Origin of the sequence: Pseudomonas sp. B21-028 (assembly GCF_024749045.1) — a bacterium.
In the GTDB taxonomy this organism is placed as follows: Bacteria; Pseudomonadota; Gammaproteobacteria; order Pseudomonadales; family Pseudomonadaceae; genus Aquipseudomonas.
Window position 1 is genome coordinate 3123215 of sequence record NZ_CP087184.1, and the last position, 19047, is coordinate 3142261.

General features: G+C 60.6%; 15 protein-coding genes and 1 pseudogene. 5 read left to right on the top strand and 11 right to left on the bottom strand.

The genetic code is table 11. From position 1 onward, the window contains the following. Positions 1 to 206 precede the first annotated feature (206 nt). Positions 207 to 1196 (top strand): annotated as a pseudogene (ilvA, locus tag LOY35_RS13600) (threonine ammonia-lyase, biosynthetic); the annotation flags it as partial. A 404-nt stretch (positions 1197 to 1600) separates the two neighbouring features. Continuing rightward, complete coding sequence (locus LOY35_RS13605) at positions 1601 to 1882, top strand: DUF1652 domain-containing protein (protein WP_175362633.1); 282 nt, start codon at positions 1601 to 1603, stop codon at positions 1880 to 1882. Positions 1883 to 1964: 82 nt separating this feature from the next. On the opposite strand, the gene LOY35_RS13610 is transcribed toward LOY35_RS13605, so the two are convergent. The 11 genes from LOY35_RS13610 to LOY35_RS13660 all read right to left on the bottom strand — a co-directional run bounded on the left by LOY35_RS13610 (position 1965) and on the right by LOY35_RS13660 (position 13904). Then, on the bottom strand, positions 1965 to 2228 hold the full coding sequence (locus LOY35_RS13610; protein WP_258633258.1) for a DUF2790 domain-containing protein: 264 nt from the start codon (positions 2226 to 2228) through the stop codon (positions 1965 to 1967). Between the two features lie 194 nt (positions 2229 to 2422). Further along, positions 2423 to 3361, bottom strand: a complete 939-nt coding sequence (locus tag LOY35_RS13615) for a carbohydrate kinase (protein ID WP_258633261.1) — start codon at positions 3359 to 3361, stop codon at positions 2423 to 2425. Between the two features lie 12 nt (positions 3362 to 3373). Next, complete coding sequence (gene xylB / locus LOY35_RS13620; RefSeq protein ID WP_258633263.1) at positions 3374 to 4861, bottom strand: xylulokinase; 1488 nt, start codon at positions 4859 to 4861, stop codon at positions 3374 to 3376. A 42-nt stretch (positions 4862 to 4903) separates the two neighbouring features. After that, positions 4904 to 6379 (bottom strand): mannitol dehydrogenase family protein, encoded by a 1476-nt coding sequence (locus tag LOY35_RS13625; RefSeq protein ID WP_258633266.1) that lies wholly within the window; start codon positions 6377 to 6379, stop codon positions 4904 to 4906. A 15-nt stretch (positions 6380 to 6394) separates the two neighbouring features. Then, the gene (locus LOY35_RS13630; RefSeq protein WP_258633267.1) at positions 6395 to 7498 is read right to left on the bottom strand and encodes an ABC transporter ATP-binding protein; all 1104 of its coding nucleotides are present in this window, start codon (positions 7496 to 7498) and stop codon (positions 6395 to 6397) included. Positions 7499 to 7537: 39 nt separating this feature from the next. Next, positions 7538 to 8368: a carbohydrate ABC transporter permease gene (locus LOY35_RS13635; protein WP_258633270.1), complete on the bottom strand. Its 831-nt coding sequence runs from the start codon at positions 8366 to 8368 to the stop codon at positions 7538 to 7540. 10 nt (positions 8369 to 8378) lie between these two features. Next, on the bottom strand, positions 8379 to 9311 hold the full coding sequence (locus tag LOY35_RS13640) for a carbohydrate ABC transporter permease (protein ID WP_258633272.1): 933 nt from the start codon (positions 9309 to 9311) through the stop codon (positions 8379 to 8381). A gap of 177 nt (positions 9312 to 9488) precedes the next feature. After that, complete coding sequence (locus LOY35_RS13645) at positions 9489 to 10799, bottom strand: sugar ABC transporter substrate-binding protein (RefSeq protein WP_258633275.1); 1311 nt, start codon at positions 10797 to 10799, stop codon at positions 9489 to 9491. 331 nt (positions 10800 to 11130) lie between these two features. Then, positions 11131 to 12036, bottom strand: a complete 906-nt coding sequence (locus LOY35_RS13650) for an AraC family transcriptional regulator (protein ID WP_258633278.1) — start codon at positions 12034 to 12036, stop codon at positions 11131 to 11133. A 116-nt stretch (positions 12037 to 12152) separates the two neighbouring features. Further along, complete coding sequence (locus LOY35_RS13655; protein WP_258633279.1) at positions 12153 to 13454, bottom strand: glycosyltransferase family 4 protein; 1302 nt, start codon at positions 13452 to 13454, stop codon at positions 12153 to 12155. A 78-nt stretch (positions 13455 to 13532) separates the two neighbouring features. Continuing rightward, positions 13533 to 13904: a response regulator gene (locus LOY35_RS13660; RefSeq protein ID WP_258633282.1), complete on the bottom strand. Its 372-nt coding sequence runs from the start codon at positions 13902 to 13904 to the stop codon at positions 13533 to 13535. Between the two features lie 255 nt (positions 13905 to 14159). Here LOY35_RS13660 and LOY35_RS13665 point away from each other — a divergent pair, with 255 nt between their 5' ends. The 3 genes from LOY35_RS13665 to LOY35_RS13675 are packed head-to-tail and all read left to right on the top strand — an operon-like array spanning position 14160 to position 19047. After that, positions 14160 to 17648 (top strand): response regulator, encoded by a 3489-nt coding sequence (locus LOY35_RS13665; RefSeq protein ID WP_258633284.1) that lies wholly within the window; start codon positions 14160 to 14162, stop codon positions 17646 to 17648. Further along, positions 17648 to 18463: a protein-glutamate O-methyltransferase CheR gene (locus LOY35_RS13670; protein ID WP_258633286.1), complete on the top strand. Its 816-nt coding sequence runs from the start codon at positions 17648 to 17650 to the stop codon at positions 18461 to 18463. The genes LOY35_RS13665 and LOY35_RS13670 overlap by 1 nt, the downstream gene beginning before the upstream one ends. Further along, positions 18460 to 19047 (top strand): chemotaxis protein CheB, encoded by a 588-nt coding sequence (locus tag LOY35_RS13675; RefSeq protein ID WP_258633288.1) that lies wholly within the window; start codon positions 18460 to 18462, stop codon positions 19045 to 19047. Before LOY35_RS13670 ends, LOY35_RS13675 begins: the two co-directional genes overlap by 4 nt.

Genomic DNA, 19047 nt, shown 5'->3' on the forward strand with positions numbered 1-19047 from the left:
ATTGCTGGACAAGCGCAACTCACCATTGACTTGCCAGCAGTGCCCGGCTAATTTCCAGCCATGACTTCTACCGTACTGCGCAGCCAGCCAAGCATTATTACCGCCATTCCTTATCTGGCGGGCTAGCTGACGGCTGCACCCAACCCGCCCTTGAGGCGGGTTTTTTCTTTCTGTCTCCCGGGCCCGATTCAAACCAGGAGACCGCCATGACCGCTTCCCGCCCCGAGCAAACCTTGCTGGAGCATTACGTTAAGAAGATCCTCGCCGCGCCGGTGTACGAACTCGCCGTGCGCACACCGCTGCAAGCGGCTCCTGCGCTGTCCGAAACCCTGGGAAACCGGATCCTGCTCAAGCGTGAAGACCTGCAACCGACGTTTTCCTTCAAGATCCGAGGCGCCTACAACAAACTCGTGCAATTGACGCCGGAGCAGCGAGCCCGTGGCGTCATCACCGCTTCGGCCGGCAACCATGCCCAGGGGGTTGCACTGGCGGCACGGGAGCTGGGAATCTCGGCCTGCATCGTCATGCCGGTGACCACGCCGCAGCTGAAAGTGCTGGGCGTGCGTCATCGCGGTGCCGAGGCGCTGCTGCACGGCGAGAGTTTTCCGTTCGCCCTGGCGCATGCGCTGGAACTGGCCCGGCAGACCGGTAGAGAGTTCGTTTCACCGTTCGATGATCCGGATGTCATCGCCGGCCAAGGCACGGTCGCCATGGAAATACTGCGCCAGCACAGCGGTGCGCTGGACGCCATCTTCGTCCCGGTCGGCGGTGGGGGCCTGATCGCCGGGGTTGCGGCCTACGTTAAATACCTGCGTCCGGAAGTCCGCATCATCGGTGTGGAATCGCAACACTCCGCTTGCTTGCAGGCGGCGCTGGCTGCAGACGAGCGCGTTGTCCTGCCGACCGTGGGAACCTTCGCCGATGGTGTCGCCGTGGCGCAGATCGGCGCCCATGGTTTCGATGTCTGCCGCTTTTGTGTCGACGAGGTGATGACCGTCAGCGACGACCAGCTCTGCGCTGCGATCAAGGACATCTATGATGACACCCGTTCCATCACCGAGCCCTCCGGAGCCCTGGCCGTGGCGGGCATCAAACAGTACGTCGCTCGCACCGGTGCCCGTGGCCAGACCCTGATCGCCATCGACTCGGGGGCCAACATCAACTTCGACAGTTTGCGCCATGTGGCGGAGCGTGCCGCCGTCGAAACAGCCTGACACGACCTGTCATCGCTTTTTTCGACTACCCGACGGATGCCCGGCCCCGCCTTTGCAAATTGGGGCTACTCTAGCCTTCGGACAGCAAGAAAGTGATTGCGGTCTGCATGCAGTTTGCAAGAAGGAAGCGCCGTTCTCTTGCATTTTGCACGGGACGTTCGGCGCGCCGGCACACTAAGTTGTTGATTTATATCAAACAAAAATGTGGCAAATGCAGGCATGTTCTTTGCGGGATGGTTCAGGAGTTCGCTTCCCGGGCTCATTGATCAGAACGCCAAGAAATGAACATACGACACGGTATTCGTAGTCTCAGTCCACAAGGAAGAAACGGACGAAGTACCGACGTTGTAAACATAAATTGGCCGCCTCAACAGGAGAGAGTTGCCATGTTTCTATCTGCCCTCGAAATGCGCAATATCATTGAAAGCAGTTTGTTGCCCAAGCGCTCGCAATGCACCTTGTCACCCGATCTGACGATGACGATCAAGATTTTCGATGATCATGAAACCGACCGTGTGGCCTTGATCAAGTCCAATATCGATGCCAATAAACTCACTGGCTGTCGGGCGATCAACGACCTGATTGCCGAGTTGCGTACCGAACTCGACCACAACCACGGCAGTGGGAACTACTTTCATCAACAACATCACCGTATGACCGGGCGCTGATCGCGGCCTGTCTCGGTAATCTGACGCCCGGGTCCGGCTGGTAGCCGAACCCGGGCGTCCAGTTTCAATGCGGCGATGGCATTCAGTTGTCGTTCGTACAAGCATCCGAAAGCTTTTGATAGGACACATCCCGGGTTTGTCCCGCCTTGTCGATGTACACCATTTGTGCGGTGATGACTTCGCAATAAGGTGTGGATGGTTCCGTCAATGACAGCACCTTCTTGATTTCCAGCGGCATGCCATAGTGATATGGCGTGGACTGTGGGGCATCGTCGGCCTGAGCCAAACCGGTGATACCAAACAGGCCCAGTAAGGACGCAGTGACTACTAGCGCATAAGTATTCATGTTCAAAACTCCGCAACAGAGAGACGTCGACCTGATGCCTTGGCATCGAGATCTGCCGCGCGGCGACTCTGTCAGGGAGGGCGCGGTCCGGGGCAGTGTCGGATCGCGGAATTAAAAGTGGGTTAAGCGAAACACTTGGCTACACCCAGGCTGCCGCAATGTCCGGACGAAGCGGCAGTCGCTGGGGTGAGTGGTCAGTTCAACTGCTGGCGATAGGGCAGGTCCGGCCCGGTCTTGCCGCAGGTCAGCGCGGCTGCACGCATGGCAAAGTCGAGCATGGCGCTGATCTGATCCCGGGTCAGCGTCAGCAGTCCCTCGACTGAATCCAATTGCTGTTCGATCAACCAGGTAATCAAGGCAGCCTGGAAGGTATCCCCTGCGCCTACGGTGTCGGCGATTTTCACCGAGCAGGCCGGCATCGACCATGTACCATGGCGACGGCTGAACACGGTTGCGCCCTGGCCACCGCGGGTCAGGAACACCAATTGGCAACGATGTTCCAGCCAGCCTTCGATCACCACCTGAGGATCCTGCCCGGGATAGAGCAGGCTCAAGTCTTCGTCGCTGACTTTGATCAGGTCGGCGTATTCCACCAGTGTTGCAATCCGTGAGCGCCACAGGTCGATGTCCGGCTGCGGGTTGAGTCGCACGTTCGGGTCCAGGCTGATGAGGCGCTTGCCGCTCTCGCGTTGCGCCAGCGCCAGCAGGGTGTCGCCAATCGGTTGCACCACCAGGCAGAACGAGCCGAAATGCAGGCCTCTCACTTCAGGGTCCAACTCGGGCAGGTGTTGCAGGCCCAGTTGCCGGTCCGCGCAGCCTTCGCCACGAAAACTGTAGTGGGGCGAGCCGTTTGCGCCCACGGCGACCATCGCCAGGGTGGTCGGTGCGTCGAAATCCCGCAGGTATTTTGTGCTGACGCCTTCGTTGATCAGGACCTGCCGCAAGCGCCGGCCAAGGTAGTCGGTGGACAGGCCGGCAAACAGCGCCGATTCCACACCCAGGCGACGCAGCCCCAGCGCCACGTTGAACGGCGAACCGCCGGCGATGGCCTTGAAGTTGACCTGCGAGGCCGGGCCGCCGTCTTCGTTGTCACTGAAGAAATCAAACAGTGCTTCACCACACACCAGATACATGGATGTCTGCTCTCAAAGGGTTGCGACGTGTTGTCGATAAGTTTCATAGGCTTGTTGGGCGGCCGCGACATGTTCGGCGACCGGCCGGGTTTCGCTGGCCGGGTCGAGCTTGACGCAACGCTCGCAGAGTTCGGCCAGGCCTTGTTGCGATCCGGAATGACACCACGCTGCCTGGATCGCCGCGCCCAGGGCAGCCGCTTCGCTCTGTTCAGTACAGATGACGGTGGTATCCATGATGTCGGCAACGATCTGCCGCCATACCGGGCTCTTCGAGCCGCCGCCGATCAGGCGGATGCTCCGCGCCTCCAGCCCTGTGGCACGCAGCAGGTCCAGGCCATAGCGCAAGCCGAAGGTGGTGCCTTCGACCACGGCCCGGCATAGGTTGGCGCGGTTCAGGTTGGTGGTCGTCAGGCCCAGCAGGCTGGCGGTGGCATGGGGCAGGGCGGGGACCCGTTCACCGTTGAGGAACGGCAGCATGCAGACCCCTTCGGCGCCGATCGGGGCTTGGGCCACCAGGGTGTTGAACGCCTCGATGTCCAGCTCGAACAACTCGCGTATGGCGCTGGTGGCGTTGGTCAGGTTCATGGTGCAGATCAGCGGCAGCCAGCCACCGCTGGATGAGCAGAAGGCCGCTACCGAGGCTTCGGGGCTGACCGCGGGCTCGCTGGCATAGGCATAGACTGTGCCGGAGGAACCGAGGCTCATGGTGATCACGCCGGGCTGGATGTTGCCGGTGCCGATCGCGCCCATCATGTTGTCGCCACCGCCGCTTGCCACGACGGCATCAGGGTTGATGCCCAGGCGTGCGGCAATGGCCGGCAGGATGCGCCCGACCGGTTGGTGGGCCTCGATCAGTTCCGGCAGCGCCGCTTGCAACCGGCCGCTGGGGTCGATGTGCTGTAGCAGCTGCAGGTCCCATTGACGGGTGCGCACGTTGAAATAGCCGGTGCCCGAGGCATCGCCGTATTCGCTGCAATGACGGCCGGTGAGCCAGTGGTTCAGGAAGTCGTGGGGCAACAGGATGTGCGCGATACGAGCAAAAACCTGCGGATGGTGTTCCCGGGTCCACAACAGCTTGGAGACTGTGTAGCCGGGGGCGATGACCACACCGAGACGCTCCAGGGCGCCGCTTTCGCCGCCCAGGTGCATCAGCAGTTGATCGTTTTGCGGGGCACTTTCGGTGTCGCACCAGAGCTTGGCCGGGCGCAGCACCTGATCCTGCTCATCGAGCAACACCAGGCCATGTTGCTGGCCGGAGACGCCAATGCCGAGAATCGCCTGGCCATCGACACCGGCGTCTGCCAAGGCCTGGTGAGTGGCCTGGGTGAACGCATCGATCCATTGCCCGGTGTCTTGTTCACGCCGGCCATTGGCGCCGCTGATCATGGTGTGGGCAGCGGCGCCCTGGCCCAGGACCTGGCCGCTGTTCGCATCCAGGATCAAGGCCTTGGTGCCTTGGGTGCCGCAGTCGATGCCCAGGAACAACTGTTGATTTGCCATAAAAATCCTCAGATCAATGAATGCTCGCCACAGGATGCGAACCTAACCCTCCAGCACCCGCTCAAGTGTCCGGGTCACCCCATGTTCGCGCAAGCTGTTGCAGCACCATTCGAAGGCCGCGACGAACTCCGCCGAGTTCGGGATTGCCGTGCCAAAAATCTCCTCGACCTCCAGCATCCGCTGGGTCACCAGCGCATCGTCGGCCACCAGTGCCTGGCAGAATCCCGCCCGTGGGTCCGGAATCGTGTAGCCCACGCCGTTTTCGTCGACCCCCTTGAGGTATACGGCCCAAGCCGCGACCACCAGCGCCGCGCGCCGGGTTTCGCCACCGTCGGCAATCAGGCGGTTGATGGTCGGCACGGTGAATTTGGGAAACTTCGACGAACCGTCCGAGCATACCCGTTCCAGCTGGTCGGCGATGGCCTGGTTGGAGAAGCGCTCCACCAGGGTGTCCTTGTAGCTGCCCAGATCGATGCCCGGCACGGGGGCCAGTTGCGGTGTCACATCCAGGTCCATATAGGCACGGATATAACGCACGAACAACGGGTCGTTCATGGTTTCATGGACGAAGCGATAGCCCTTGAGGAACCCCAGGTAGGTCAGGGCCAGATGGCTGCCGTTGAGCAGTTTGATCTTCATCTCTTCGTAGGGGGAAACGTCATCGGTGAACTGCACGCCGACCTTTTCCCAGGCCGGGCGCCCGTTGACGAACTTGTCTTCCAGTACCCACTGCACGAACGGCTCACAGACCACCGGCCAGGCGTCGTCGATGCCGTGTTCGTCGTGCAGTTGCAGGCGATGGGCGACGCTGGTCATCGGGGTGATGCGGTCGACCATGGCGTTGGGGAAGCTCACGTTGTGGTCGATCCACTGCGCCAGCTCGGCGTCGTGCCGCGTGGCGAAGGCCAGCAACGCCTTGCGGGTCACCGCGCCGTTGTGGGGCAGGTTATCGCAGGACATCAGGGTAAACGCCGGCGTCCCGGCGGCGCGACGCTTGGCCAGGGCGGCGCAGAGGAAGCCGAATACGGTGGTCGGAGCCTCCGGGTGGGCCAGGTCGTGCTGGATCTGCGGCAGGTGGGCCATGAATTCGCCGTTGCTGTCGTCGATGCAGTAGCCGCCCTCGGTAATCGTCAGTGAAACGATGCGGATCTGCGGATCCGCCAATTTGTCGATCAGCACCTGGGCGCCGTCTTCGGCCAGCAGCATGTCGTTGATGGCGCCAATCACGCGGACTTCGGTGTCGTCGGTGTCACCCAGTTCATAAAGGGTGAACAGGTAATCCTGGCCGGCCAGGTCATCCCGGGCGCGGCGGTCTTCGGCCCGCAACCCAACGCCGCAGATGGCCCAGTCCAGGTCCGCGCCGGTGTTCATCAGCGCATCGGTGTAGTACGCCTGATGAGCCCGGTGGAAGCCGCCGACGCCGATGTGGGCGATGCCTTGGCGGATATCGCCCACAGGATAGGCGGGCAGGGCTACTTCCGGCTTGAGGTTATGCAGGTTTTGGCGGTTGAGTTTCATCACAAGTCTCGGTAGTCAGGCGGCGGCGCGCAGCGCACGGGTGACCGCTACGCCATCGGCATCGAACAAATGGCAGTGTTGGGCGTCCAGGTGCAGGTTCAACTGCTCGCCGAAACGGCTCGCCAGGTCGCCGCGAACCCGCATGGTCAAGGCCTCCCCGGACGTGGTGTTGACGTGACAGAACGTGTCGCTGCCCAGTCGCTCACTCACGTCGGCGGTCACTTGCAACGTACACTCGCCGGGTTGCGCCAGGTTCAGGTGCTCCGGACGGATGCCCAGGGTGACCGGGCTGCCGACACTGAGGCTGGCGCCGTTGACCGGCAACTGGATGCGTGTACCCGCGTCCAACTGAACTTCGCAGCCCTGGCTGTTGAGTGCGCTGACCTTGCCCTTGAGGAAGCCCATTTTCGGCGTGCCGAGGAACCCGGCGACAAATAGGTTGGCCGGCTGGTGATACAGCTCCAGGGGCGAGCCGACCTGTTCGATGCGCCCGCCGTTGAGCACCACCACCTTGTCGGCCAGGGTCATGGCTTCGACCTGATCGTGGGTCACGTAGATCATGGTCGCCTGCAGTTCCTTGTGCAGCCGCGCCAGTTCCAGGCGCATCTGCACCCGCAGGGCGGCGTCGAGGTTGGACAGTGGTTCGTCGAACAGGAAGATTTTCGGATTGCGCACGATAGCCCGGCCGATTGCAACCCGCTGGCGCTGGCCGCCGGACAGTTGTTTGGGCTTGCGTTCGAGCATCGGTCCCAACTCAAGGATGCGCGCGGCTTCGTTGACCTTCTTCTCGACGTCGGCCTTGGGCACGCCCGCCAGGTCCAGGGCGAAGGACATGTTCTTGCGCACGCTCATGTGGGGGTACAAGGCGTAAGTCTGGAACACCATCGCCAGGTCGCGCTTGGCCGGGCTGACTTCGGTGATGTCACGCCCGTCCAGCTCAATGGTGCCGTCGCTGACTTCTTCCAGACCGGCGATCAGCCGCAGCAGGGTGGATTTGCCGCAGCCCGATGGGCCGACGAAGACCACGAACTCGCGGTCGTTCACCTCAAGGTCAATGCCCTTGATGATGGAAAAGCCTTCGAAGCCTTTTTGCAGATTCTTGATTTTCAGGTTGGCCATGATGATGGGCCTCCACGTCTGATTAGGGTGTTGGGCGCGTTACTTCACGGCGCCAAAGGACAAGCCGCGGACCAGTTGCTTCTGGCTGATCCAGCCGAAGATCAGGATCGGCGCGCAGGCCAGGGTCGAGACGGCGGACAATTTGGCCCAGAACAAACCTTCGGGGCTGGAGTAGGAAGCGATCAGGGCCGTCAGCGGCGCGGCTTTGGACGAGGTGAGGTTCAGCGACCAGAAGGCCTCGTTCCAGCACAGGATCAGTGACAGCAGCACGGTGGAGGCCAGCCCGCCCTTGGCGATCGGCAGCAGCACGCGAACCATTTCCTGCCACAGGGTGGCGCCGTCCAGGCGCGCGGCTTCGAGGATGTCCCGGGGAATGTCCTTGAAGTAGGTGTAAATCATCCAGACCACGATCGGCAGGTTGATCAGCGTGTAGATGATGATCAGCGCAATGCGGGTATCCAGCAGGCCAACGCTCTTGGCCAGCAGGTAGATCGGCATCAGCACGCCCACCGGTGGCAGCATCTTGGTGGAGAGCATCCACAGCAAGGTGCCCTTGGTGCGTTGGGTTTCGTAGAACGCCATGGAGTAGGCCGCCGGTACCGCGATCAGCAGGCACAGGGCCGTGGCGCTGAAGGAAATCACCACCGAGTTCCAGGCGAACGTGAAGTAGTCGCTGCGCTCGTTGATGTGCAGGTAGTTCTCCAGCGTCGGCGCGAAAATGAACTGCGGCGGCGTGGCGAACGCATCGATTTCGGTCTTGAAGCTGGTCAGCACCATCCAGAAGATCGGGAAGAAAATCAGGATCGCGATGGCCCAGGCCAGCGTGCCCAGCAGCAGGCTTTGCAGCCGGCGGGATTGTTGAAGTGTCATGGCGGCGGCCTCAGTTCTTGTCAGTGAGGTTTTTGCCGATCATCCGCACCAGGAGGATGGCGGCGATGTTGGCAATCACTACGGCTATCAGACCACCGGCCGAAGCCATGCCGACGTCGAACTGCACCAGCGCCTGGTTGTAGATCAGGTAGGCGAGGTTGGTCGAGGCGTAGCCGGGGCCGCCGTTGGTGGTGGTGAAGATTTCGGCGAACACCGACAACAGAAAAATGGTTTCGATCATCACAACGACGGCAATCGGGCGGGCCAGGTGTGGCAGGGTCAGGTGCCAGAAAATCGCGATCGGACCGGCGCCGTCCAGGCGGGCGGCTTCCTTCTGCTCCTGGTCGAGGGACTGCATGGCTGTCATCAGGATCAGGATCGCGAAGGGCAGCCACTGCCAGCTGACAATGATGATGATCGACAACAGCGGGTAATGGGCCAGCCAGTCCACCGGCTGTGCGCCGAACAGTTTCCAGACTGAGGCGAGGATCCCCGAGACCGGGTGGAAAATCAGGTTCTTCCAGATCAGCGCGCCTACGGTGGGCATGATGAAAAACGGTGATATCAGCAGGACCCGGACGATGCCGCGGCCAAAGAACTCGCTGGCCTCCAGCAGTGCGCTGATCAATACCCCGAACACGATACTGATCAGCAGCACGCTGCCTACCAGCAATAAAGTATTGGTGGCACCGGGCATGAAACCCGAGTCGGTGAGGAAGTAGGTGAAATTCTCCAGCCCGACGAACTCGTTTTCACCGGGGTAGAGCAGGTTGTAGCGGATCATCGAAAAGTAGACGGTCATGCCCAGGGGCACGATCATCCACAGCAGCAACAAGGCTACCGATGGACTGACCAGGAACCAGCCGGGGTTCGCCAGGCGGGTCTTGCGCGTCGGTACTGCAAGCTCGAGAGGCGCTTTGGCAGTTGTCGTTGAAGTATTCATGGCATTGAACCGTTTTGTGCAGGCCTATGAAGAACCCAGATGTGGGAGCAGCTCCTCGTGGGAGCGAGCCTGCTCGCGATAGCGTCCTGACAGTCGACATCGAGATGGCTGTCACACCGTCATCGCGAGCAGGCTCGCTCCCACACTGGATCTCCTACAGAAATGGAAGCGGCGCGGTTACTTGGGATACCCGGCGCGCTTCATCTCGCGCTCGGTGGTGGACTGCGCGGCGGTCAACGCCTGGTCCACGCTCTGCTGACCGGTCAGCGCGCCCGAGAAGAACTTGCCCACCTGGGTGCCGATGGCCTGGAACTCGGGAATGGTCACCAACTGGATACCGATATAAGGCACCGGCTTGAGGGTTGGTGCTTTCGGGTCGGCGACTTTCAGCGACTCCAGCGTGACCTTGGCGAACGGCGCGGCTTTCATGTACTCGTCGCTGTAGGTCGAGGTGCGGGTGCCCGGCGGTACGTTGGCGATGCCATCGGTCTTGGCGACCAGTTGGCTGTACTCCTTGGAAGTCGCCCAACTGGCAAAGACCTTGGCGGCATCCTTGGCCTTGGAGCTGGTCGGGATTGCCAGTGACCAGGAGTACAGCCAGGAGGTGCCCTTATCGGTTTTTTCGTGGGGCGCGAAGGTGAAGCCGACGTGATCGGACACCTTGCTCTGGGTCTTGTCAGTCACGAACGAGCCGGCAACGCTGGCATCGACCCAAATCGCGCATTTGCCGCTGTTGAACAGGGCCAGGTTCTCGTTGAAACCGTTGCTCGACGCACCTGGCGGGCCGGACTTCTTCATGTTGTCGACGTAGAAGGTCAGCGCGTCTTTCCACTCGGGACCATTGAATTGCGGCTGCCACTTCTCATCGAACCAGCGCGCCCCGTAGCCGTTGGCCAGGGTGGTAATCAGCGCCATGTTCTCACCCCAACCGGCCTTGCCCCGCAGGCACAGGCCATATTGTTCCTTGCTCTTGTCGGTGAGTTTTTCCGCAAACTCACCGATCTGGGTCCAGGTCGGGTGTTCGGGCATGGTCAGCCCGGCATCCTTGAACAAGTCGGTGCGGTAGTAAGTGATCGAGCTCTCGGCATAGAACGGCAGGGCATACAGCGAGCCCTTGACGGACAAGCCGTCACGCACGGAAGGGAAGACGTCCTCCAGGTCGTAGGAGGCCGGCAGGTCCTTCATCGGTTCCAGCCAACCCTTGGCACCCCAGAGTGCAGCTTCGTACATGCCGATGGTCAGCACATCGAACTGTCCGCCCTGGGTGGCGATGTCGGTGGTCAGGCGTTGGCGCAGGACGTTCTCTTCGAGCACCACCCAATTCAGCTTGATGTCCGGATGCTCCGACTCGAAGGTTTTCGAGAGCTTCTGCATGCGGATCATGTCGCTGTTGTTGACAGTGGCAATGGTGAGGGTCTGTGCGCCGAAACTGACGCTGCTGAGGGTCATGCAGGTGGAGACAAGCAGAGCTTTTACCGAAGGTTTCATCGCGCACTCCTTTTCCGTGCCGGAAGGCGGCGGAAGGACAGTTATTGTTTTTTGTCTTCCGGATGAAGGGAAGAATGTGCGCTGATTACAGCCTTCTATGGACGGCGTGACAAATCATCCGTCGCACTGGTGCTGATACTTTTTTGCACTGAGCCGGAGCATTGGTTAAAGGATTAACCTGTGGCGAGGGGATTTAGCGAATCGTCGCACCGCCCGCTGGGCTGCGAAGCGGCCCCAATATCTCTGCCACCGCGGTGTATCAATTAGAACGCAAGGGGCCGCTTCGCGACCTAGCGGGGGATAAATCCCCTCGCCACAGGGGAGTAAAGCCTCAGCCCTGATTCTGCTCGGTCAACCGCTGCACCGCGAGCCGCCGGTAATGGGAAGGGGTCATGCCCTTGAGTTGCTGGAAGCGCCGGTTGAAGTTCGAGATGTTGTTGAAGCCCGACTCGAAACACACGTCCGTGACGGGTTTGTCACCGTCAGCCAGCAGTTCGCAGGATTTGCTGATGCGCAGGCGGTTGACGAATTCGATGAAGCAGCGACCGGTGGCCTGTTTGAATACCCGGCTGAAGTAGGTGGGTTTCATGCCCAGGTGTTCGGCGACTTCCTCCAGGGACAGCTCCCGGGCGTAATGGGCAAAAATGTAGTCCACGGCCCGGTTGGTACGGTCGATGCTGTGCTCATCGGTCATCTGTGAAGACGCACCGCCGGAGAGCACTTGATAGTCATCCGTGGTCGCGAGCAGCTCCATCAGGATGAAAAAGTATCCCAGGCGGCTCATGCCCTGGGAGTCGGCAATACGCTGCATCAGGATCATCGCCTGGCGGATGGTGCGCTTGCAGCGGAACTCGATGCCGTAGCGGGCCCGTTCGAGCAGCGGCGCGATGGTCTTGAGCTCGGCAAATACCTGATGCCCGCTTTCGAACAACTCGTCGGTGAAATTCACCAACATGTCGCGCTTGGGTACCACCTCGTCCTCGGCCACCTGGCTGATCCAGTTGTGGGGCAGGTTGGGGCCGGTGAGAAACAGGGTCTGGGGGTAGAAGTTGCCGATGTAGTCGCCAATGAACACCTTGCCGGAACTGGCGACGATCAGGTGCAGCTCGTATTCCTTATGGAAATGCCAGCGCACCAACGGGCAGGGAAAGCCGTGCTGGCGATAGATAATGGACCGTCCGTCATGGTCATCCATCAACTCGTAGGAAGGGTCGGTGACTCGCGCTGTTCGGGTCATGGGCCTGCACTTTTATTGTTATCGCCGCTGGATAATGCCCCCTTCGCCGGGCAGGTGCCAACCCCGAATATTCTTCCGATGATCGCTTGGCGCCATGCCGTCAGTGTTGCTGGCACCTACACCGCTGCGTTGTTGCGGTGCTTTTCTTCAATCCACTGGGACATGTATTGGGTGCTCTTGTGCTGGTGGTGGCGCAACATGCTGCCGGTGAAATTGTCACGACGGCGTTGCCCCAGGTTGGCACGGCACGCCAGGATACTTTCAATCAGCGCCGGCCCATGAATCTCTTTGCGGTACCGCTCCGCCAGCAGCTTCAGGCCGGCATCCCGGGCCTGGCTCCAGCGGGTCGGGTCGCTGTACAACTGCACGGCGGCGTTGGCGAGGGTTTCGGCACTCTGGCCGATAACCCCGGGCCAGGGCATCTCCCCATACATGGCCTCGGCGCCGATGGGCGTGGTGACGCTTGGCGTGCCACAGAGCATGGCTTCGACCAGCTTGCCCTTGATGCCAGCGCCGAACCGCAGCGGTGCCAGGCAGATGCGGGCCGCCGACATCACCTGCAGGGCATCCTCCGCCCAGTTCATGATATGGAATCCCTGGGTCGGATTATGCAGCGCGGCAGCTTTTGGCGGGGTGTAGGCGCCGTACAGGTGCAGTTGCGCGCCCGGCAGTTGCTGGCGGATCAGCGGCCAGATGGCATTCTTCATCCAGAGCACCGCGTCCCAGTTCGGCGCATGGCGGAAGTTGCCGATACTCAAGAAGTGCGCACGATCTTCGAAGGGCACCGGTGACGTGGCCGGCAAGTCGATCATCAATGGGCACCAGAACAGGAGGCTGCGGGGCACATTGAAGTGCTCCACCAACAGCTCGATCTCCACCTCGGACACCATCAGGTTCAGGTCGCAGCGGTACAAGGCGGCGATCTCGCGCTTGGCCATATCGGTGTCGGCCATCAGCTGGAATGTTTCGGGCAGGTCTGGCGCGAAAAGATCGCTGAAGTCCTGGGAGGTCTCGTCAGCTTTCAAGCGGTCCTTGAGGCGCTGATGCCGGGCGTGGCGCAGGCTTTGCAGATCGGACGTTTCCAGCACACGCAGGGCGCCGGGGCATTGCATCTCGACCCGCCAGCCGAACTGCTCTTCCATCATGAATTGGTCGAACAGGACGATATCCGGCGCCAGTTCGCTGACGAACACATCGAAACTGCTGTTGTTGAGTTCGATGGGCACTTCGTGGATGCCCAGCCCGATCAGGTCCGCGCGGTGCTCTCCGGGCCTCGCCGGGCTGCTGAAGGTGATGTCCCAGCCTTGCCCGAGGAAGGCTTCCAGGATCTGCATGATGTGCCCACCCGCCGCCGATGAACGCGGCTCGGGCCAGACATAACCGATGACCAGGACCTTGAGGGCGGAGGGATGAGGCATGGGCAGGCATTTCCTTGGGAGGGATCAGGCGCAGTCGGCGCGCGGGGGCGCCGATAGTGACCAAGAATCCGCTTGGGCTCAAGAAAGAATGCTTTTGACTTTGTCGCGCAACTGGTCGATGGAAAAAGGCTTGCCGATCACCGCCATGCTTTCCGGTACGTCGATGCTTTCGGCATAGCCGCTGGCGAACAGGACCGGCAGCGCAGGTCGCACCAGGCGGGCTTGCCTGGCCAGCTCGCGGCCGTCCATCACCGGCAGGCCTATGTCCGTCATCATCAGGTCGATCGGTTGATCCAGATTGCGCAGGAAGTCCAGCGCCTGCTCGCAACCGTCCGCCTCGAGTACCTGGTATTCCAGTTCTTCCAGTACATCGACGATCAACATACGGACGATGTCGTCGTCTTCGACTACCAGGACGTTGACGGCAGTGACAGGGGCGGGGGTGGACATAGTGGTTATTCTCAGAAAATAAAATCGGGAAGGGCGAAAAAAGGCCTCATGTATGAGTAAGTAGCGAGGCGGCACAAGTTCCCAATCCTGTACAAGAAAGGATCTATAGTACAAGAGCTGACAAGGATAGTCGTTTTCTTGCTACGGGGCAGATCGTTGTGGGAATCGTACCTTTGACTTTGTCAGAAATGTGGATCCAACCCTTCTCTTTCGGGCAAACTCCATGGTTTCCAACTGTTCGCCAAGGCCTTTTCCATGACTCTTTCGTCTTCGGTTGACGAGCAAAGTTTTCGCAAGCTCATGAGCCGCAATATCAGCCTGCCGTTGGGCATGGGTGCCCTCAGCGCGGTGTTTTTCATTGTGCTGATCACGTATCTGCTGTCGGTGATCCAGTGGGTCGGGCACAGCGATCGGGTGATCAGTAATGCCAACGAAGCCATCAAGCTGAATGTGGACCTGGAGACCGGCATGCGCGGCTATCTCTTGAGTGGGGACGAGCACTTCCTCGACCCCTATGAGATCGCCAGGCCGCGTATTGCCGTCGCGCTTGAGACATTGCTGGAATTGACAGCCGATAACCCCATCCAGACCGAGCGCCTGCATAAGGTGCAAGCGCTCCAGACGGATTGGGCCAATTACGCCCAGGGCATGATCGACCTGCAACGCAGCAGCGGCGATTATCGGGGCGCGGTGAAGGCCGGGCGCGGCAAGCGGCTGACGGACGAAATCCGCAGGACCTTTGAAGACATTGTCGAAACCGAGGAGCAATTGCGTACCGCGCGCAACGAAGAGGTGCGCTCCACCACGATCTGGAGCATTACCCTCTACCTGCTGTTCGTTGCCGCTGTCAGCGGATTGCTGGCCTATGTCGGACGGCGAGATCTGTTGAGCCTGTCCAACAGTTACGGCGCCAGCCTGCGGATACAGCAAGAGAGTGCCTTGCACCTGGAAAAACAGGCCTGGCTACGCAATGGCCAGACCCAACTGGCCGAGCAAGTGCTGGGGCAGCTGACCCTGAACCTGTTGGGGCGCAACATCCTGCAGTTCTGCGCCAAATATCTCGGCACCGTCGTCGCTGCGCTGTATGCGCGGGAGGAAAACGGCATGCTCAGGCGCGTCGCCACCTACGGTCTTTCCCGGGAGGACGATGAACAGCACCAAGTGATCGTCGCCGGCGAAGGCATCGTCGGCCAGGCCGTGCAGCAGGGGCGTCTTATTCGTCTGGACCATGTTCCTGACGATTACCTGAAGGTCAGCTCCGGGCTGGGGCAGGGCTTGCCCAACAGCGTGGTGGTAGTGCCGACCAGCGACGACGACCGGATCAACGGTGTCATCGAACTGGGCTTTCTGCGCCCCTTGACCGAGCGCGATCTCGAGCTGCTGGAACTGATTGCCGGTAACGTCGGCACTTCCATCGAGGCCGCTCGTTACCGGCAGCGCTTGCAGGAAGTACTGGCGGAAACCCAGCAGTTGAACGAAGAACTGCAGGTCCAGCAGGAAGAGCTCAAGACCGCCAACGAAGAGCTTGAGGAGCAGTCGCGCATTCTCAAGGAGTCCCAGGTCCACCTGGAGGCTCAACAGCAGGAACTGGAACAGACCAACGAGCAACTGGCCGAGCAACGCGACGCCATGGACCAGAAAAACAACGAGCTGAATCTGGCCCAGCTCCAGTTGCAGGAACGCGCCGACGAGTTGCAGCGTTCGAGCAAGTACAAGTCCGAGTTTCTCGCCAACATGTCCCATGAGCTGCGCACGCCGCTCAACAGTTCGCTGATCCTGTCCAAGCTGTTGGCGGAGAATCCGCAGAACAACCTGAGCGAGGAACAGGTCAAGTTTGCCGAATCGATCTACTCCGCCGGCAACGATCTGCTGAACCTGATCAATGACATTCTCGACATCTCCAAGGTCGAGGCCGGCAAGCTGGAGGTTCGTCCGGAAAACACCGGCGTGGCGCGCCTGGTGGAAGGCTTGCGCGACCTGTTCAAGCCGCTGGCGGCCGACAAGGGCCTGGGCTTCGAAGTCCAGGTGCTGCCCGACGCACCCGCGATGCTGTACACCGACCGCCAGCGCCTGGAACAGGTGCTCAAGAACTTGTTGTCCAACGCGGTGAAGTTCACCGAGCAAGGCACCGTGAGCCTGTCCGTGGCCGGCCAGCCGGGTTCAGGCATTGCCTTCATGGTGCGGGATTCGGGCATCGGCATTTCCCCCGAGCAGCAGCAAAGCATCTTCGAGGCATTCCGCCAGGCCGACGGCACCACCAATCGCCGTTACGGCGGTACCGGCCTGGGGCTGTCGATCTCCCGGGACCTGGCAACCTTGCTGGGCGGTTCGATCTCCGTTTCCAGCGCGCCGGGGCAGGGCAGTGTGTTCACGCTGGTGTTGCCTGAGCGTTATGTCGAACCTGGGGAGACACCGGTGGAGCCGCGGACCTTCACGCCCACGGCCACTGTGCCGGCCGCCGTGACCAATGCGCCGGTGCCCGCACCGGCACCGCTGGTCGCCCAGGTAGAACCGCCCATTGCCAGCTTCGCCGACGACCGGGACAAGGCGCCATTCAACGGCCGCTGCATCCTGGTGATCGAAGACGAGCCCAAGTTCGCCCGGATCCTGTTCGACCTCGCCCATGAATTGGATTACCAATGCCTGGTGGCCCATGGCGCCGACGAAGGCTTTGACCTGGCCTCGCAACTGAGCCCCGATGCAATCCTGCTGGACATGCGCCTGCCGGACCATTCCGGGCTGACGGTGTTGCAGCGGCTCAAGGAGCAGGCCGCGACCCGGCATATCCCGGTGCATGTGATTTCCGTCGAAGACCGCGTCGAGGCCGCGATGCACATGGGCGCCATCGGCTATGCGGTCAAGCCGACCACCCGTGAAGAGCTCAAGAACGTGTTCGCCCGCCTGGAAGCCAAGCTGACCCAAAAGGTCAAGCGAGTGTTGCTGGTGGAAGACGATGATCTGCAGCGCGACAGTATTACCCGCCTGATCGGCGACGAGGACATCGAGATCACCGCCGTTGGCCTGGCCCAGCAGGCCTTGGATCTGCTGCGGACCAACGTCTACGACTGCATGGTCATCGACCTGAAGTTGCCGGATATGTTGGGCAATGACCTGCTCAAGCGCATGTCCACCGAAGAGATCTGTTCATTCCCGCCGGTGATTGTTTACACCGGGCGCAACCTGACCCGCGATGAGGAGGCCGAGCTGCGCAAGTATTCGCGCTCGATCATCATCAAGGGCGCCCGCTCGCCAGAGCGTTTGCTGGACGAGGTGACACTCTTTTTGCACAAAGTCGAATCCCGCTTGTCCCATGAAAGGCAGCGGATGCTCAAGACAGCCCGCAGCCGGGACAAAGTGTTCGAGGGCCGCAAGGTGCTGCTGGTGGATGACGATGTGCGCAACATCTTTGCATTGACCAGCGCCCTGGAGGCAAAAGGGGCGATCGTGGTCATTGGCCGTAACGGTTATGAAGCGATCGAGCGCCTCAATGAAGTGGAAGACATCGATCTGGTGCTGATGGACGTGATGATGCCGGAAATGGACGGTTTCGAAGCCACTGCGCGCATCCGCAAGGACCCGCGCTGGCGCAAGCTGCCTATCATCGCCGTGACGGCCAAGGCCATGAAGGATGATCAGGAGCGTTGCATCGCGGCCGGCTCCAACGACTACCTGGCCAAACCGATCGACCTCGATCGCCTGTTTTCGCTGATTCGCGTGTGGTTGCCGAATATGGAAAGAATTTAGTGGAAAGAGACACCGATATTGAACTGCGTTTGCTGATCGACGCGATCTACCTCAAGTACAGCTACGATTTCAGGGATTACTCCGGCGCGTCCATCAAGCGCCGGGTTCACCACGCGCTGAGCCAGTTCGAATGCCGGACCATCTCAGCGCTCCAGGAACGTGTACTGCACGACCCGGGCATGTTCATGCAGTTGCTGCAACTGCTGACGATCCCTGTCAGTGAGATGTTCCGCGACCCCTCGCACTTCCTGGCCATTCGCCGGGAAGTGGTGCCGCTGCTCAAGACCTATCCGTCGCTCAAGATCTGGATCGCCGGTTGCAGCACGGGGGAGGAAGTCTATTCCATGGCGATCCTGCTGCATGAAGAGGGCCTGCTGGACCGCACGCTCATCTACGCCACCGACATCAATCCCAGGTCGCTGGAGAAGGCCAAGCAGGGCATTTTTGCCCTGGAGAACGTACGGGCCTATACCCAGAACTATCAGTTGGCCGGGGGGCGATGCTCGTTTGCCGATTACTACACTGCCGCCTACGATTATGCGATGTTCGACAAGACCCTGCGTGAGAACGTGACCTTTGCCGATCACAGCCTGGCGACGGATAGCGTCTTTTCAGAAACTCAATTGATTTCTTGTCGTAATGTATTGATATATTTCAATAAAAAGCTGCAAGATCGCGCGTTCGGGCTGTTTCATGAGTCCCTGTGTCACCGTGGTTTTCTGGTGCTGGGCAGCAAGGAGACGCTGGACTTTTCGATGTTCGGCAAGCAATTCGAGCCGTTGGTCAAACAGGAACGGATCTATCGCAAGTTATGAACCAGACAACGGACAGATCCGGATCCGCAATGGAAGTCATCGCCGTCGGTGCATCCGCCGGCGGCGTGGAGGCGCTGCTCAGATTGTTCGGGCACCTGCGCAAAGGCTTTCGCTTGCCTATTCTGGTGGTGCTGCATCTACCCGACGAGCGCTACAGTCAGTTGGCCCAGGTCCTTGATCACCGTCTGGCGATACCGGTGCAAGAGGCTCAGGATAAACAGGACATTCGCCCCGGTACCCTTTACGTCGCTGCGCCAGGCTACCATTTGTCGGTCGAGGCCGATCGCAGCCTGTCGTTGAGCCTGGAGGAGCCGGTGCATCATTCGCGGCCGTCCATTGACGTGCTGTTCGAATCGGCCGCCGACGTCTATGGCCCGAACCTGCTGGCCATCGTGCTGACCGGGGCCAACGACGACGGCGCCCGGGGCTTGGCCAGGGTCAAGGAACTGGGCGGGATCACCGTCGTCCAAGATCCCGCCGAAGCCCAGGTTTCGACCATGCCGGAAGCCGCGCTGGCCCTGCACGAGCCCGACCATATCCTCACTTTGCAAGGCATCGGCCAATTGTTGGCCGGGCTGGAATGA

Excerpts from the sequence above, each read along its gene's own strand:
- LOY35_RS13605 (WP_175362633.1), top strand. The coding sequence starts at position 1,601 with ATGTTTCTATCTGCCCTCGAAATGCGCAATATCATTGAAAGCAGTTTG.
- LOY35_RS13610 (WP_258633258.1), bottom strand. The coding sequence starts at position 2,228 with ATGAATACTTATGCGCTAGTAGTCACTGCGTCCTTACTGGGCCTGTTT.
- LOY35_RS13615 (WP_258633261.1), bottom strand. The coding sequence starts at position 3,361 with ATGTATCTGGTGTGTGGTGAAGCACTGTTTGATTTCTTCAGTGACAAC.
- xylB (WP_258633263.1), bottom strand. The coding sequence starts at position 4,861 with ATGGCAAATCAACAGTTGTTCCTGGGCATCGACTGCGGCACCCAAGGC.
- LOY35_RS13625 (WP_258633266.1), bottom strand. The coding sequence starts at position 6,379 with ATGAAACTCAACCGCCAAAACCTGCATAACCTCAAGCCGGAAGTAGCC.
- LOY35_RS13630 (WP_258633267.1), bottom strand. The coding sequence starts at position 7,498 with ATGGCCAACCTGAAAATCAAGAATCTGCAAAAAGGCTTCGAAGGCTTT.
- LOY35_RS13635 (WP_258633270.1), bottom strand. The coding sequence starts at position 8,368 with ATGACACTTCAACAATCCCGCCGGCTGCAAAGCCTGCTGCTGGGCACG.
- LOY35_RS13640 (WP_258633272.1), bottom strand. The coding sequence starts at position 9,311 with ATGAATACTTCAACGACAACTGCCAAAGCGCCTCTCGAGCTTGCAGTA.
- LOY35_RS13645 (WP_258633275.1), bottom strand. The coding sequence starts at position 10,799 with ATGAAACCTTCGGTAAAAGCTCTGCTTGTCTCCACCTGCATGACCCTC.
- LOY35_RS13650 (WP_258633278.1), bottom strand. The coding sequence starts at position 12,036 with ATGACCCGAACAGCGCGAGTCACCGACCCTTCCTACGAGTTGATGGAT.
- LOY35_RS13655 (WP_258633279.1), bottom strand. The coding sequence starts at position 13,454 with ATGCCTCATCCCTCCGCCCTCAAGGTCCTGGTCATCGGTTATGTCTGG.
- LOY35_RS13660 (WP_258633282.1), bottom strand. The coding sequence starts at position 13,904 with ATGTCCACCCCCGCCCCTGTCACTGCCGTCAACGTCCTGGTAGTCGAA.
- LOY35_RS13665 (WP_258633284.1), top strand. The coding sequence starts at position 14,160 with ATGACTCTTTCGTCTTCGGTTGACGAGCAAAGTTTTCGCAAGCTCATG.
- LOY35_RS13675 (WP_258633288.1), top strand. The coding sequence starts at position 18,460 with ATGAACCAGACAACGGACAGATCCGGATCCGCAATGGAAGTCATCGCC.